The sequence below is a fragment of the Janthinobacterium violaceinigrum genome (genome assembly GCF_009208555.1).
Lineage (GTDB): Bacteria > Pseudomonadota > Gammaproteobacteria > Burkholderiales > Burkholderiaceae_D > Janthinobacterium > Janthinobacterium violaceinigrum.
Genome location: NZ_WFLI01000018.1, coordinates 1 through 15,857 on the forward strand (window position 1 = coordinate 1; position 15,857 = coordinate 15,857).

General features: G+C 65.3%; 10 protein-coding genes and 1 pseudogene. 8 read left to right on the forward strand and 3 right to left on the reverse strand.

Translation table 11 applies throughout. The features are described 5' to 3' along the window. The 8 genes and pseudogenes from GCN75_RS16060 to GCN75_RS16095 form a co-directional block, all read left to right on the forward strand. The coding region (locus GCN75_RS16060; RefSeq protein WP_226941421.1) for a pilus assembly protein PilP at positions 1–471 on the forward strand (471 nt) is incomplete at its 5' end. Between the two features lie 98 nt (positions 472–569). After that, positions 570–1,895 (forward strand): annotated as a pseudogene (locus tag GCN75_RS16065) (type IV pilus secretin PilQ); the annotation flags it as partial. Between the two features lie 97 nt (positions 1,896–1,992). After that, positions 1,993–4,188 carry an Ig-like domain-containing protein gene (locus tag GCN75_RS16070; RefSeq protein ID WP_226941422.1) on the forward strand — a complete coding sequence of 732 codons (2,196 nt, stop codon included), beginning with the start codon at positions 1,993–1,995 and terminating at the stop codon, positions 4,186–4,188. Between the two features lie 39 nt (positions 4,189–4,227). Beyond that, complete coding sequence (gene aroKB, locus GCN75_RS16075; RefSeq protein ID WP_152256837.1) at positions 4,228–5,847, forward strand: bifunctional shikimate kinase/3-dehydroquinate synthase AroKB; 1,620 nt, start codon at positions 4,228–4,230, stop codon at positions 5,845–5,847. 1 nt (position 5,848) lies between these two features. Further along, positions 5,849–6,985 (forward strand): deoxyguanosinetriphosphate triphosphohydrolase, encoded by a 1,137-nt coding sequence (locus tag GCN75_RS16080; protein WP_152283375.1) that lies wholly within the window; start codon positions 5,849–5,851, stop codon positions 6,983–6,985. Positions 6,986–7,202: 217 nt separating this feature from the next. Beyond that, entirely contained in the window at positions 7,203–7,922 is a 720-nt protein-coding gene (gene dsrO / locus GCN75_RS16085; protein ID WP_152283376.1) for a sulfate reduction electron transfer complex DsrMKJOP subunit DsrO, read from the forward strand. Between the two features lie 3 nt (positions 7,923–7,925). Beyond that, positions 7,926–9,038, forward strand: coding sequence for an NrfD/PsrC family molybdoenzyme membrane anchor subunit (gene nrfD, locus GCN75_RS16090; RefSeq protein WP_152283377.1), 1,113 nt, complete (start codon positions 7,926–7,928; stop codon positions 9,036–9,038). 10 nt (positions 9,039–9,048) lie between these two features. After that, positions 9,049–12,276 carry a molybdopterin dinucleotide binding domain-containing protein gene (locus tag GCN75_RS16095; protein ID WP_152283378.1) on the forward strand — a complete coding sequence of 1,076 codons (3,228 nt, stop codon included), beginning with the start codon at positions 9,049–9,051 and terminating at the stop codon, positions 12,274–12,276. Here the strand turns inward: GCN75_RS16095 and GCN75_RS16100 are convergent. Genes GCN75_RS16100 through mutY form a run of 3 tightly spaced genes read right to left on the reverse strand, consistent with a single transcriptional unit; the run spans position 12,273 to position 15,852 of the window. Beyond that, complete coding sequence (locus GCN75_RS16100; RefSeq protein WP_152256833.1) at positions 12,273–12,887, reverse strand: response regulator transcription factor; 615 nt, start codon at positions 12,885–12,887, stop codon at positions 12,273–12,275. The genes GCN75_RS16095 and GCN75_RS16100 overlap by 4 nt on opposite strands. After that, entirely contained in the window at positions 12,884–14,689 is a 1,806-nt protein-coding gene (locus GCN75_RS16105; RefSeq protein WP_152283379.1) for a sensor histidine kinase, read from the reverse strand. The genes GCN75_RS16100 and GCN75_RS16105 overlap by 4 nt, the downstream gene beginning before the upstream one ends. Next, positions 14,689–15,852, reverse strand: coding sequence for an A/G-specific adenine glycosylase (gene mutY / locus GCN75_RS16110; protein ID WP_152283380.1), 1,164 nt, complete (start codon positions 15,850–15,852; stop codon positions 14,689–14,691). Before mutY ends, GCN75_RS16105 begins: the two co-directional genes overlap by 1 nt. Positions 15,853–15,857 lie beyond the last annotated feature (5 nt).

The following is a 15,857-nucleotide window of genomic DNA, read 5'->3' on the forward strand; positions in this document are numbered from 1 at the left end:
AGGCGGCCAGATGCGGATGGACGCGCGGCCGTGTTCGTTCCCGTCTCGGGCGTCAAGGAAGATGTCTTGTTGACTATACGCAAGGGAGCGGCCGCCGCCTTGGCCGACCCTTTTGGCGCATTGCCGCCGGCGAGCGCGCCCGGCCAGCGGAGCAGCGTGGCGGGCCCCGACCCGCGCCGGGTACGCGAGCCGCTGGAAAGCGTGCCCTTGCCAGCCATCAGCATGGTGGGCAGCGTGCAACAGGCGGGACGCCTGAGCGCGCTGCTGCTGGCGGGCCAGCGTGTGTACCGGGTGGCGGTAGGCCAATATCTGGGGCCGGACCACGGTCTCGTCACGCAGGTCAGCGAGCAGGCGCTGCAGTACCGGGAGTTGCTGCAGGACGCGGGAGGCGGGTGGCGCGAACGGCGTGGCAGCCTGTCGCTGCAAAAGACGGGCGAGGTCAAAGCCGGTGTGCGGGAGGACGCGCCATGAAGCCGTTTGTCTGGCTGTGCTCGATGTGCCTGAGTTGGCTGCATGGCGCCGCCATGGCCGGGGACGAAGCGGTGGTGCAGGTGACGGCGCCGCGATTGTATGCGGGCGAGAAAATCTCCGTCGATTTCCAGAACGTGGGCGTGCGCGCGGCCCTGCACATCCTGGCCGACGCGTCGGGGCAAAACATCATCGCCAGCGACAGCGTGGCGGGCAACCTGACTCTGCGCCTGCGCGACTTGCCGTGGGACCAGGCGCTCGACGTGCTGCTGCAGGCGAAAGGCCTGGACATGCGGCGCCATGGCAACGTGCTGTGGATTGCACCGCGCGAGGAAATCCTCGCACGCGAAAAACTGGAGCTCGAAACGCGCGCGCAGATCGCGGAACTCGAACCCTTGCAGTCGGCCATCTTCCAGCTCAATTACCAGAAGGCGGAAGCGTTCCGCACCGTGTTCGGCCTCGATGCGGGGGAAGGGCGCAGCCGGCTGCTGTCGCGCCGCGGCAGCGTGCTGATCGAGCCGCGCACGAACCAGCTGTTTGTGACGGACGTGCCGGTGCGCCTGGAACAGATCCGCCAGCTGATCGCCAAGACAGATATTGCAACACGACAAGTCATGATCGAGGCGCGCATCGTCGAAGCGAACGACAGTTTCAGCCGCAACCTGGGCGCGCGCCTGGGTTTTACGGACCAGCGGCTGGCGGCGGGCCAGGTGCCCGGCTTTTCCCTGGGCGGCAGCGGGCGCCGCGCGGCCATCGGCGGCACGTATCAGGGCGTGGGCGAGGCGACGGGACAAACGGTGGCCGGCGCCGGTGCCTTCGTGCCGAACACGCAATTCGTCAACTTGCCGGCCGCCAGCATCAATGGCTTGCAGCCGGCCAGTTTTGCCCTGAGCCTGTTTTCGGCGGCCGCCAACCGTTTCCTGAACCTGGAGCTGTCCGCGCTGGAAGCCGATGGCCGGGGCAAGATCATATCGAGTCCCCGCGTGGTGACGGCCGACAAGGTGCTGGCGCTGATCGAGCAGGGCATCGAGCTGCCGTACCAGGTGGCCACCAGCAGCGGTGCCACGTCGATCACGTTCCGCAAGGCAAACCTGCGTCTGGAAGTGACGCCGCAGATCACGCCGGACGGCAACGTGGTGCTGGACGTGGATGTCAACAAGGATAGCGTGGGCCAGGAAACCCGTTCCGGCTTCGCCATCGACACCAAGCACGTGCGCACGCAAGTGATGGTGGAAGACGGTGGCACGGTCGTGCTGGGCGGCATTTATCAGCAGTCCGAACGGGGCACGGACAGCAAGGTGCCGCTGCTGGGCGACATCCCCGTACTCGGCGTTTTTTTCCGCAGCACGGGCCGCAGTCAAGAAAAAACGGAACTGATGGTGTTTATTACGCCGAAAATAGTGGCAGATCGGCCAGCAACACGTTAATGTCACATCTTTACGTTTAAGTAACAATGCAGACGAAAGCGGACTGATGGCGACTATGCGGAATTTTTCTTTGGGCAATACTTCTTGGAGTAGGGCATTGAATTGGCTGGCTTTGCTGGTGATGAGCACGGTACTGGCCGCCTGTGGTGGCGGTGGCGGCGACCCGACCCTGGGCGTCAAGGATGGCGCGAATGCCGGTGTCGGCAGCGTGGTATTGGTTACTGGTGCAACAACTATTGTTGCTTCGGGCGCGGATGGCACGGAAGTCGTGCTGACGGCCGTGGTGAAAAATCCCGGCAATAATGCCATGACAGGGCAAACGGTGACCTTCACTGCCAGTTCCGGCACCGTCAGCAATACCAACCGCGTGACGGATGCCAACGGCACGGTGACGGAAAAACTCAGCGTGAAAGGCGATGCGAGCTTGCGCGACATTACCATCAAGGCCAGCAGCGGCGGCGTGGAATCGGCCCCCGTGGTGGTGAAAGTGGTGCCTGTCACGTCCGGCATCGCCACCTTGTTGCTGACGTCGTCCGGCGGAACCCTGGCGTCGTCGGGCGGTACCTCCGTCAACGTGATCGCCTTTGTCAAAGATGCCAACAATGCCGTGGTGCCCGATGCCAGCGTGACATTCAGTGCCGATTCGGGCGCGCTGGGCGCGACGAAGGTCAGCACCAATGCGCAGGGGCAGGCTTTGGTCAGCCTGAATACGGGCGGCGACGCCAGCTTGCGCACGATCAAGGTCACGGCCAGCGCGGGGGCGCAGACGGCCAGCACGGACATCGGCGTCAGCGGCACGCGGCTGGTCATCAACGCCTTTTCGACGGTGAACCTGAAGACGAGCACCGACATGGTGGTCAAGCTGGTCGATTCGAGCGGCAACCCCCTCGTTGGCAAGCCGGTGACGTTCAGCGCGCGCAGCAATGCCATTACGGTCAAAGGGGGCGGCGCCAGTCCTGCATTGACCGACAACAACGGCCAGCTGGTGTTGAACTATAACGCCCAGGCGGGCAGCAGCGACAGCATCAGCGTCAAGGCGCAAGGCGACAGCGTAGTGTTGCCTATTACAATCAATGCATCGAACTTCACGATCAATGCCGTGTCGGGCAGCAATGTTGCGTTGTCTACCCTGAACACGAATACCTGCTATGCGGTGACGGTGCATAGCGATGTGGCTGGCGTGCCACAAACGGGCAGTGTGCGTTTCAGTACGTCGCGCGGTACCATCTACCAGGACGCTGCGTGCGGCACGCCGTTGCAGGCGCCGCTGGCGCTGGCGGGCGGCAATGCCATCGCCTACGTACAGGCCAGCGGCGCGGGCCAGACGGCCCTTACGGCGCGGTACGAAGGCAGCGGCGTTTCGGTGCAGTCGGAAGTGGAGTTTGTCGCGCCGTTGACGGCCCAGGCCACGATCAGCCTGCAAGCCGATCCGGCGGTCATCGGCGCCAATACGGCCGGCAGCACGGCGCAGCGCAGTGCCTTGCGCGCCATCGTGCGCGATGGCACGGCGGAAAACAATCTGGTCAAGAACGCCCAAGTGAGCTTCTCGATCCAGGCCGATGCCAGCAATGGTTCGCTGAGCTCGCCTTCGCTGGTCAGCACCGACAGCGATGGCGCGGCCACGGTCAGCTACATCGCGGGGCAGGGCACCACCGGTGTCGATGGCGTCGTCGTCAAGGCGCAGCTGCAGGACGTATCGAGCAATGCCGCCACGGTCAAGCTGACGGTGACGAAAAAATCGCTGTTCATCAGCGCCGGCAGCGGCAACGCGCTCGATGCCTCCGACAGCAGCACTTACCGCAAGACGTATAGCGTGTTCGTGACGGATGCCGCCGGCAATCCCGTGCCGGATGTGATCATCACTGCCGCCGCCTGGCCCCGCTATTACTACAAGGGCTATCTGCAGTATTCCCTGGCTGCCCAGTCGTGGATAGTCGTTAGGACAGCGAATGCCTGTGACAATGAAGACAAGGACCGCAGCGGCACCTTCAATCCGAATAACGACTACAACCTGAATGGCCGTCTCGACCCGGGCATTCCGCTCAATTTGTCGACCGGCGGCAAGACCGACAGCTCGGGAACGGCGAGCGTCACCCTGACTTATCCGCGCGACAGGGCCAACTGGCTGGACGTCGAATTGACGATTCGTGGCAATAGTTCCGGGACGGAGGCAACTTATGTCGGTTACACTTTGCTTCCGGGGCTGGCTACGGACTTTAACCGCGTGGATGTTTCCCCTCCAGGCGTATTTAGTCCTTATGGGCAAGCCACTGATTGTCGAAATCCAAATTAATTGTCGCAGCACATGCAAAATCTGTTTTTAGTAGGCCTCATGGGCGCAGGCAAAACCACGATCGGGCGCATCCTGGCCCGCAAGCTGGGCTTGCGCTTTGTCGATTCCGACCACGAAATCGAGGCACGCACGGGAGCGACCATCCCGTGGATCTTTGAAATCGAGGGCGAGGCCAGCTTTCGTCGGCGCGAGGCCGAAGTTATCCGCGACCTGAGCGCCCAGGAAGGCATCGTCATGGCCACGGGCGGCGGCGCCATCCTCAATGCCGACAGCCGCGCCTACCTGAAGGAGCGGGGCACGGTGGTCTACCTGCGCGCCAGCGTCAGCAACATCCTCGCGCGCACCAGCCACGACAAGAACCGCCCCCTGCTGCAGACGGCCGACCCGCGCAAGAAGCTGGAAGAACTGACGTCGCAGCGCGAGCCCCATTACATGGAAGTGGCCGACATTGTGATCGACACGGGCCGTCCTAACGTACAATCGATGGTTCAGACCATCCTGATGCAGCTGGCCAGCCTCGAATGCGAGGCCTCGCCCAACTGCGTCATTCATGCAGAGCCTTCCATGAACGAGCAATCCAAAATGTTGTTGAGCGTAGACCTCGACGAGCGTAGTTATCCGATCGCCATCGGCCCTGGCCTGCTGGCCGACGCCGATGCGCTGCTGCGCCATATCAGCGGCCACAAGGTGGCCATCGTGACCAATACCACCGTCGCCCCCCTGTACCTGGGCCGCCTGCAGGCGGCGCTGGCCAGCGATGGCCGCGAAGTGATCAGCATCGTCCTGCCGGACGGCGAAGAATATAAAAACTGGGCCAGCCTGATGCAGATCTTCGACGCGCTGCTGGCCAACAAATGCGACCGCAAGACCACCCTGGTCGCGCTGGGCGGCGGCGTGATCGGCGACCTGACCGGCTATGCGGCGGCCAGCTACATGCGCGGCATCGGCTTCGTGCAGGTGCCCACCACCCTGCTGGCGCAGGTCGATTCCTCCGTCGGCGGCAAGACGGGCATCAACCACCCGCTGGGCAAGAACATGATCGGCGCCTTCTACCAGCCGCGCGCCGTGATCGCCGACACCTCGACCCTGGAAACCCTGCCGGCGCGCGAGCTGTCGGCCGGCCTGGCCGAAGTGATCAAGCATGGCGCCATCATCGACGCGGCATTCTTCGACTGGATCGAGGCAAACATGGCCAAGCTGATGGCGCGCGACAAGGGCGCCCTGGCTTACGCCATCGCCCGCTCGTGCGAGATCAAGGCCGACGTGGTGCGCCAGGACGAACGCGAAGGCGGCTTGCGCGCCATCCTGAATTTCGGCCACACCTTCGGCCACGCCATCGAGGCGGGCCTGGGCTACGGCCACTGGCTGCACGGCGAAGCCGTCGGCTGCGGCATGGTGATGGCGGCCGACCTGTCCTGCCGCATGGGCTATATCGACCAGGCGGCCGTGGAGCGCGTGCGCGCGCTGGTCGCCGCCGCCGGCCTGCCGGTCAAGGCGCCGGACCTCGGCGTCGAGCGCTGGCTGGAGCTGATGGAAGTGGACAAGAAGAACGAGGGCGGCGCCATCAAGTTCATCCTGTTGCAACCCCTGGGCAGCCCGAACATCACGTCCGCGCCGCACGAACTGGTGCTGGCTACCCTGGCCGCCGGAGTGCAATAACATGCTGCCAGAAGACTTCCTCGCCTCGTATGCGGCCCACTCGGCACAGGGGCAGGGACGTCGCTTTGCCGAGGCGCCGCACGCCTCGCGCAGCCAGTTCCAGCGCGACCGCGACCGCATCATCCATTCCTCGGCCTTCCGCCGCCTCGAATACAAGACCCAGGTGTTCCTCAATCACGAGGGAGACCTGTTCCGCACGCGCCTGACGCACAGCCTGGAAGTGGCGCAGGTGGGCCGCTCCATCGCGCGCAACCTGCGCCTCAATGAAGACCTGGTCGAAGCCATCGCATTGGCGCATGACCTGGGCCACACGCCGTTCGGCCACGTGGGCCAGGACGTGCTCAATGAATGCATGCGCGAGCACGGCGGCTTCGAGCACAACCTGCAAAGCCTGCGCGTGGTCGATACCCTGGAAGAGCATTACGGCGCCTTCGACGGTTTGAACCTGATGTTCGAGACGCGCGAAGGCATCCTGAAACACTGCTCGCTGGCGCACGCGCGCGAACTGGGTCCCGTGGCCCAGCGCTTCATCGACCGCACGCAACCGACCCTGGAAGCGCAGCTGACCAACTTGGCCGACGAAATCGCCTACAACAGCCACGATATCGATGACGGCCTGCGCTCCGGCCTGATCACCATCGCCCAGCTGGAAGAGGTGGAGTTCTTCGGCCGCCTGTGGCGCGACGTGCAGCAGGCGTTTCCCGGCCTGTCGGGCCGGCGCGCCATCTACGAAACCCTGCGCCGCCTGATCACGGCGCTGGCCGACGACCTGATCGTCACGTCCACTGCCCTGATTGCCGACGCCGCGCCGCGCGACGTCAGCGAAGTGCGCGCCAGCCCTCCGCTGATCCGTTTTTCGGACGCCATGCGCAAGGATGCGACAGAGCTCAAGCGCTTTTTGCGCGCAAACCTGTACCGCCACTACCAGGTCAACCGCATGCGCGTGAAGGCCAGCCGCATCGTGCGCGAACTGTATGACAGCTTCATGGCCGAACCGGCCCTGCTGCCGCCCGATTATCAGGTCAGCGGTGACGATGTCACCAAGCAGGCGCGCAAGATCGCCGACTACATCGCCGGCATGACGGACCGCTACGCGATCCGCGAACACCGCCGGCTGTATTCTCTGGATGAATTGTAGGTCGGATTAGGCCGCAGGCCGTCATCCGACAATACCGTTGGCGCGGCCGGTGGTGTCGGATTACGCGCTAATCCGGCCTACTCCGCATTACCGGTCCTGTCAATTGGCATGATCATCTAGCTTCCCACCCGATCACCCCAATACCCCCGCCGCATCTTCTTTTCTATCATGGCAGCAAGTCAACAAGGGCTTGCCGCCCATCGTCAAGGAGAGTGCCATGATTGAATCGCGCCGCAGTTTCTTGCGCGCCTTGCCAGCCGTTACCATCGGGGCGGCCATCGCGCCGCTGCCCGGCAAGGCCGCCATGGCGGCCACCAAGGGCGAAGGCGGGCAGCGCTGGGCGATGGTGGTCGATGTGCAGAAATGCATCGGCTGCCAGGCTTGCACGGTCTCCTGCATCATGGAAAACGCCGTGCCGGAAAACAGCTTCCGCACCGTCGTCTCCACCTATGAAGTGAAGGAAGAGAATCGCTGCGGCACCTACATGCTGCCGCGCCTGTGCAACCACTGCGCCAATCCTCCCTGCATTCCCGTCTGTCCCGTGGGCGCCACCTTCCAGCGCAAGGATGGCGTCGTCGTCGTCGACGGCGATCGCTGCGTGGGCTGCGCCTACTGCGTGCAAGCCTGCCCGTACGACGCGCGCTTCATCAACCACGAAACGGGCAAGGCCGACAAATGCACGTTCTGCGCGCACCGCGTGGACGAGGGCCTGCTGCCGGCCTGCGTGGAAACCTGCGTGGGCGGCGCGCGCATCTTCGGCGACCTCAATGATCCGGAAAGCCTGGTGCACCAGCTGCTGACCGAGAACAAGGTGAAGGTGCTGAAACCCGAGCAGGGCACGCAGCCCCACGTGTTCTACCTGGGACTCGATACGCGCTTCGCCGGCCACGTCGAGGGCGAAGCGACACTTTGGCAACCGAGCAAACACGGGAAATAAACCATGGACAGCCACATCACCGAAATTCTCAACGTTACGCGCGAAGCGGCATGGCTGCCGTGGGCGGTGCAGTATTTTTTCCTCATCGGCCTCAGTTACGGCAGCTTCATGCTGACCTTGCCGTACTTTGTTTTCGGCCGCAAGGCGTATGAGCGCCTGGGGCGCATCGCGCTGCTGGCCGCCCTCGTGTGCGGCATGACGGCGCCCGTGGCGCTGCTGGCCGACCTGCACGGGCCGGGGCGCTTCTATCACTTCTACATTTACTTCCAGCCGCAATCGTGGATGTCGTGGGGTTCGTTCTTCATTCCCCTGTACCTGGGCTGCCTGATGCTGTACGCGTGGCTGGCGCTGCGCGTGGATTTCGCCACGCGGGGACAGGGCAAGGACCGCTTGGCCTTCGCCTACCGCCTGCTGGGCCGCGGCGGCGCCGCTTCCCTGCGGGCCATCCGCGTCGCCGCCGCCTTCACCCTGCTGGCCGCCTTCGTGGTGGGCCTGTACACGGGCATGGAAGTGATGGTGGTGCGTGCTCGTCCCCTGTGGTACACGCCGTTCCTGCCGGCGCAATTTGCCGCCACGGCCTTCGTGGGGGCCGTTGGCCTGGCGTTGCTGTTCAACCGCTGCCTGCCGGGCCGCGACCAGGCGCTGGAAGTGTCCCTGAACCGCGCGCTGGCCCTGTCGCTGGCGCTGGTGCTGGCCTTGGGCGGCGGCTGGCTGTTCGTCAGTCTCTCCGGCGTGAGCCCCAGCCACAGCATGGCGTTTACCCAGGTGGCCGGCATGCCGCAATGGCAGTTCACGGCTGCCTGGGCCATGCTGTCGTCCATCGTGCCGATGGTGCTGGCCATCTGGCGTCCGGCCACGAGTGGCCTCGTCAACGGCCTGATTGCGCTGCACAGCGCCTGGATGATGCGCTGGACGATTTTCATCGGCGGCCAGACGATCCCGAAGACGGGCGCGGGCCTGTACGACTACCACCTGCCGATGGGGAACGATGGCTTGATGGGGATCATCGGCACGGCCGGCCTGTGGATCGCGCTGCTGTTGCTGATGCTGGAATTTTTGCCATGGGCGGGACGCGTCGTCGCTACGCGCAGCCGTCCCGCCATGGCCACGCACTGAGGAGTTAACGATGAACGATCAAGTACACCACAACGCAGACAACGGCGCCCCTGAAGACGAGCACGAAAAGCGCCGCAAGCTGCTGCGCTACGGCGCCATCGGCGGCGGCCTGGCCGCATTTGCCGCCAGCTTTTCCACCACGGCCGGCCGCATGGTCGACCACGCGTTGGGCAAGGACAAGCCCGTGCAGAAACTGCACGGCAATTCCCTGCCGCCCGAGTTTTCCGTCGATACGGCCACGGGCAAACTGACGGTCAATCCGGACCAGCAAGTGAGCTACACCATGTGCATGGGCTGCACCACGTTTTGCGGCGTGCGCGTGCGCCTCGATAAAAAAAGCGGCAAGGTGCTGCGCGTGGCGGGCAATCCGTACAGCCCCATGTCGGCCGATCCGGCGCTGCCTTATCAAACCTCGATCCGCGACAGCTTTGTCTCGCTGTCGCGCTTCCAGGAAAAGGGGTTGAAGGGCCGCTCGACGGCTTGCGGCCGCGGCAACGGCGTGCTGGAACAGATGGAGTCGCCGTTCCGCGTGCTGGCGCCCATGAAGCGCGTGGGACCGCGCGGTGGCGGCCAGTGGGAACCGATCGCCTTCGACCAGCTGGTGAAGGAAGTGACGGAAGGGGGCGACCTGTTTGGCGAAGGCCATGTGCAGGGTTTGCGCGCCTTGCGCGAGCTGGAAAAACCCATCGATCCGGCGCAGCCGGAACTGGGCCCGCAAGTGAACCAGGTGGGCCTGATGTGCAGCACCGACGATGGCCGCCTGGCGTTCGGCACGCGCTTTTTCAAGCAGTCGTACGGCAGCCTGAACCTGGTCAACCACGGTTCGTATTGCGGCGGCGCCTACCGCAGCGGTTCGGGCGCCATGTTCGGCGACATGAAGAAAATGCCGCACGCAAAAGTGGACCTGGAAAACACGGAGTTCTGCATTTTCGTAGGCACGGCGCCGGGCAATGCGGGCAATCCGTTCAAGCGGCAAGGTACCCTGATCGCGAAAGCCCGCTCGGGCAAGCGCGATTTCAGCTACGTCGTCGTCGACCCCGTGCTGACGAATGCGGACAGCCTGGCGGCGGGCGACCGCAGTCGCTGGGTGCCCATCAAGCCCGGCACGGATGGCGCGCTGGCCATGGCGATGATACGCTGGATCATCGAGCACGAACGCTATGACCGCCACTTCCTCGCGCAGCCCAACCTGAAGGTGGCGGAAGCGGCGGGCGAGGCCGCCTGGTGCAATGCCACGCACCTGATCATCAACGAGAAGGGCCACCCGCGCGACGGCCGCTACCTGCGCGGCTCCGACATCGGCGCGGTGGAACTGGGGGAAGAAGAACGCTACAAGGATGGCGACCCGTTCTGCGTGATCGACGTCGCCACGCAAGCCATCGTGCCGCACAGCGCCGCCAAGGGCGAGGCACGGCTGTTCTTCGACGGCCCGCTGGACGTGGCAGGTGGGCCGCTGCACCTGAAGACGGCCATGACGATGCTCAACGAGGAGGCGCAGCGCCACAGCATGGATGACTACGCGGCGGCCTGCGGCATTTCACGCGACATCATCGAAGGGCTGGCGCAGGAACTGACCAGCCATGGCAAGCGTGCCGCCGTCAATGCGCACGGCGGCATGATGTCGGGCGCCGGTTTCTATAACGCGTATGCGCTGGTCATGCTCAACACCCTGATCGGCAATCTGAACCGCAAGGGCGGCACCCTCGTCAACGGCGGCAGCTTCAAGGATGCGGGCCCGGGTCCCCGCTACAACCTGGAGAGTTTCGACGGCGAGATCAAGGCGGCCGGCATGCCGATCGGGCGCAATATGCCATATGAAAAAACCTCGGAATTCAAGCTGAAGAAAGAAGCGGGCAAGGCGTATCCGGCGAAGGCGCCGTGGTATCCGAACGCGCCCGCGCTGGCCACGGAATGGCTCACCAGCGCCATGAACGGCTACCCGTACACTTTGAAGGCGCTGATCCTGTGGAGCTGCAATCCCGTGTACGGCATCACGGGCTTGCGCGCGCAGATCGGCAAGGAACTGGCCGATCCGAAGAAGATTCCCCTGATCGTCGCCATCGATCCCTTCATCAACGAAAGCTCCGCGTTTGCCGACTACCTGCTGCCCGATACCTTGCTGTATGAAAGCTGGGGCTGGGCCGGTGCCTGGGGCGGCATGCCCGTCAAAATGAGCACGGCGCGCTGGCCCGTGGTCGAGCCGCGCGTGCAAAAGACGCCGGACGGCCAGACCATCTGCATGGAATCGTTCTTCATCGCGCTGGCGAAAACGATGGACTTGCCCGGCTTCGGCCCCGCAGCCTTGCAGGACATGGATGGCCAGCGCTTCCCCCTGCAGCGGGCGGAAGACTGGTATCTGCGGGGCGGCGCCAACATCGCCTGGCAGGGAAAAACCTCCGTGCCGGAAGCGAGCGACGACGACATTGCGCTCTCTGGCGTGGCGCGCATCCGTCCGGAACTGGAACGCACCCTGAAGCCAGAGGAGTGGCGCAAGGTGGCTTTCATGCTGGCGCGGGGAGGGCGCTACCAGAGCTATGGCGAGATGTTCGGCCTGCGCCTGCCGCCGCCAGCGAACCCCAAGGCGCCGGCGGCGCCGGCTCCGGCGCCGGCTGTCGACGAAACGCCGTATCCGCAGGACTGGTCCACGCACCGTTACCTGAAGCCCATGATGCTGTACAACGAGGGCCTGGGCGTGAGCAAGAACAGCTTGAGCGGCAAGCGCTTTCCCGGCACGCCCGCCTGGCGGGTGGCGGCGTTTGCCGACGGCACGCCCGTGCGCAAGGCGTATCCGGCCAGCGAATGGCCGTTCGAGTTGATCAGCTTTAAATCGGCGCTGCAGAACTCCTACAGCATCGGCGCGCGGCGCTTGCGCGGCATCCACCCGGACAATCCGGTCGCCGTGCATCCGGACGATGCGGCCCGCCTGAAGCTGGAAAACGGCGACGCGATTTATCTGGAAACGCCGGGCGGCAGGGCCAGGGCCACGGTGATGCTGCGCCATGGCGTGCAGCGGGGCGTGATCGCCGTCGAACACGGCTTCGGCCACAAGGAGCACGGCGCGCGCGCGCACCGCATCGGCCAGTCGCGCCAGCCCGACGAGCCGGCCATCGGCGCCGGCATCAACCTGAACGACCTGGGATTGACGGACCCCAGCCGCGGCGACAAGAACGTGTTTGTCGATCCCGTGTCGGGTACGTCGGTGCGGCAGGGTCTGCCGGCGCGCATCGTGCGGGCTTAAATCTGTCCACCTGCCATCAGCAGCCGGGCCACCTCGGCTGCTGAATGCAGGCCCAGTTTTTCCATCGTGTTATGGCGGTGCACCTGCACCGTCTTGTCGCTGATGCCCAGCTCGCGGGCGATGACTTTCGAGGCCTTGCCTTCGGCCATCAGCAGCGCTACTTCGCGCTCGCGCGCGGTGAGCCTGGCCAGCGCCGATTGCGCCGTATTCGCGCTGGCGGCGTGGCGGCTTTCTTCCACGCTGCGGGCCACGGCCCGGGTGACGGCATCGAGCAGCACCTGGTCCTTGCACGGCTTTTCCAAAAAATCGCAGGCGCCTGCCTTCATCGTCTGCACGGCCATGGCCAGGTCGCCGTGGCCGCTGAGGAAAATCACGGGAAGCGTAATCGCATGGCGCGACAGCTCCTGTTGCAGTTCCAGTCCGCTCATCAAGGGCATGCGCACGTCGAGCAGCAGGCAGCCCGGCGCATGGCCAGCGTAGCGCTGCAGGAATTCGCGCGCCGACTCGAAGGCTTGCACCTGCCAGCCGGCCGAATCGAACAGATAGGCCAGCGAGCGGCGCATGGCGGCGTCGTCGTCGACGACAAAGATGATCGCATCGCTTTCGTTCATGGTGTTTCCTCGTGTCTTTCCTGGTCTGCTTCCATGGCGCTATCTTCGGGCAGGCGGAACCAGACCGTCAAGCCCGGCGCGTCGGCATTGGCGTGCGCCGACAGGCTGCCGCCGAACGATTCGATGATGCTTTTGCTGAGCGACATGCCCAGTCCCAGGCCTTCGGCCTTGGTGGTGAAAAACGGCTCGAACAGGCGCGCCATCTGCGCCGCTTCCAGGCCGCATCCCGCATCGCGCACGGCCACCGTGCAGGCGCCGTTCTCACGGTGCAGCAGCACGCCGATGGCGTGGTCCGGATTGCCGTTTTCTTTCTGCGCATCGAACGCATTCTTGAGCAGATTGAGCAGCACCTGCTGCACTTGCTGCGGGTCGGCCAGCACGCGCGCGTCAGGGCTGGCGGCGCCGTGGCGCCAGCTGATCTGGGCTTGCGGATGGGCCGCGCGGAACAGGGCCACGGCTTGCTCGACGGCGTCGGCCAGGGCGAAGGGCGTGCTGTGCGCGGGACGCTTTTGCGCCATCGCGCGGATGTGGCGGATGATGGCGCCCGCGCGTTCGCTTTGCGTGGCGATTTCCTGTGCGCCGTCGAGCAGGGGCGCCGCGTCCAGCCGGCCTGCCGCGATGCGGCGCGCCATGCCGCGCGCGAAATTGCCGATGGCCGCCAGCGGCTGGTTCAATTCGTGCGCAATGGCGCTGGCCATCTCGCCCAGGATGGCCAGGCGCGCCGTGTGGTCGAGCGTGGCCTGGCGCTGGCGCGCCTGCTCTTCCAGCGCGCGCTGCTGGTGCTGGGCCGCGCGCAATTGCTCCGTGCGGCGGCTGACCAGGTATTCCACGCGCACCGTGTGCACGGCCCAGGCCACCAGCAGGGCCAGCACCAGCAGCATCCAGCCCCAGTAGCGGCGCAGCGCCGTCTCGAACGTCAGCTTGTCCAGATAGGCGTAGGGGCCGATGCGCAATTCGCGGAACAATTCATCGACGATCTGGTAATCGCTGGGCACCGTCCAGCTGTAGCCTTCGCCGGTGCGCGGCATGGCCAGCAGGGCCAGCGCCACTTTTTTCGCCAGCGCGGGGGGCGTCTGGCGCAGGGCCACGAAGGGCCAGTCCGGATACAGACGCGACGAGCTGGCGCAGCGGAAGCCGGGAATCGGCCGCGTGGTGATCACGCGCAGTTCATCGGCGCGCACTTCGCCGCGCGCCACCATCTGCTCGAGCAGGCAGGTGCGCACGATGCCCGCATCCATATGTCCCGAACGCACGGCGTCGACGATCTGCTGCGACGGGAAACCGCTGTAGCGCAGGCTGGCAAAATCGTGCGCGGGATCGATGCCCGCTTCGCGCAGTTCGCGCGCGGCGATCTGGTAGCCGCCAAACGCATCGGGCGCCACGGCCATCACGTTCTTGCCCGCCAGGTCGGCCAGGTCGTGCAGCGGCGCCGCGCTGCGTACGACGATGGCCGAGCCGATGGCCTGGCGCGGCGACTCCGTCCATGGCGATTCGAGCGTGGCGATGCGGCTGGCGCCATCGCTGTGCTCGAGCGCCACGTAATGGCCGCTGCTGGTGATGGCGAAGGCGATCGCTTGCGACTGCACGGCGCGTGTCAGGCCCGCCTGGTCGTAGTCGGCCAGGATGAAACGGATGCCGGGAATGCTTGCCTGCAGGTGGCGCGTCACATACGACCAGTCCTGCTGCACGGCGTCGCCGCCCTTGTAGGCCAGCACGCCAATTTTCACCTCGGGCAGGTCGTCCGCTGCGTGGGCGCCGTGCAGGCACAGCGCCGCCAGCGCGAGCACTACAAGACGCCGCACTAGAACATGCTGCGCTGCGCCGCGCGCGCATCGCCGAACAGGTCCAGCAGCAGTTTCTTGATGGGCGCGGGCAGCGGCGCGTCCGCAATTTTTGCGCCGTCATACCAGACGTGCGTGGCTTCCCCGGCCAGCGCCAGGCGCCGCGCCAGGGTGATGCGGCAGGGGACGATGTGCAGCTTGTAGTGCGTGAAGACGTGCACGATGGGCAGCAGCCGTTCCTGCGTTTCGATCTCGCCGAACGGCGCCACGGCGCGCGCCAGCGCATGCTGGTCGATCTCGCGCGGACAGTCTTCGTTGGCCAGCACGTGGCCGTCGAGTTCGGGCAGCGACAGCAGGCCGCCCCAGATGCCGGAACCGGGGCGCTGCTCCAGCAGCACCTGGCCGTCGTCGATGATGGCCAGCATGACGGCGTGCTTTTCGGGGCTGGTTTTCTTCGGCTTGCGCACCGGCAGATCCTTGGTGCGCCCGGTGGCGTAGGCCACGCAGCGCGGCTGCAGCGGGCAGCGGCCGCAATCGGGGCTGCTGCGCGTGCACAGGGTGGCGCCGAAGTCCATCAGGCCCTGCGTGTAGGCTTCAATGCCGGTCTCCGGCAGCAGCGCTTCGGCGCGGCGCCACATGGCTTCCTCGACCCGTTTTTCGCCGGGATAGGCATCGATGCCGAAGGTGCGCGCGAACACGCGCTTGACGTTGCCGTCCATGATGGCTGCGCGCGTGCCGCTGGAAAACGCGGAGATGGCGGCGGCCGTCGAACGGCCGATGCCGGGCAGGTCGGCCAGCAAGGCCGGGTCGCTGGGGAAGACGCCGTCGTATTCGGCCACCACGCGCTGCGCGCACTTGTGCAGGTTGCGCGCCCGCGTGTAGTAGCCAAGGCCGCTCCACTGCGCCATCACGTCTTCCACGGGCGCGCTGGCCAGGTCGCGCAGGGTGGGGAAGCGTTCGAGGAAGCGCGCGTAGTAGCCGAGTACGGCCGTCACCTGCGTTTGCTGCAGCATGATTTCGGACAGCCAGATCAGGTAGGCGTCGCGCGTGTTTTGCCATGGCAGCGCGTGGCGGCCATGCTGCTTTTGCCAGGCGATGACGGTGGCGGAAAAAGTCGGGTCGATATAGTCTTCAAGAAGTGCCGCGCCCGGGGCGGGCGAGAGCGGATGCAGCAGACGTTTCATGCGGG

Excerpts from the sequence above, each read along its gene's own strand:
- aroKB (WP_152256837.1), top strand. The coding sequence starts at position 4,228 with ATGGGCGCAGGCAAAACCACGATCGGGCGCATCCTGGCCCGCAAGCTG.
- GCN75_RS16080 (WP_152283375.1), top strand. The coding sequence starts at position 5,849 with ATGCTGCCAGAAGACTTCCTCGCCTCGTATGCGGCCCACTCGGCACAG.
- dsrO (WP_152283376.1), top strand. The coding sequence starts at position 7,203 with ATGATTGAATCGCGCCGCAGTTTCTTGCGCGCCTTGCCAGCCGTTACC.
- nrfD (WP_152283377.1), top strand. The coding sequence starts at position 7,926 with ATGGACAGCCACATCACCGAAATTCTCAACGTTACGCGCGAAGCGGCA.
- GCN75_RS16095 (WP_152283378.1), top strand. The coding sequence starts at position 9,049 with ATGAACGATCAAGTACACCACAACGCAGACAACGGCGCCCCTGAAGAC.
- GCN75_RS16100 (WP_152256833.1), bottom strand. The coding sequence starts at position 12,887 with ATGAACGAAAGCGATGCGATCATCTTTGTCGTCGACGACGACGCCGCC.
- mutY (WP_152283380.1), bottom strand. The coding sequence starts at position 15,852 with ATGAAACGTCTGCTGCATCCGCTCTCGCCCGCCCCGGGCGCGGCACTT.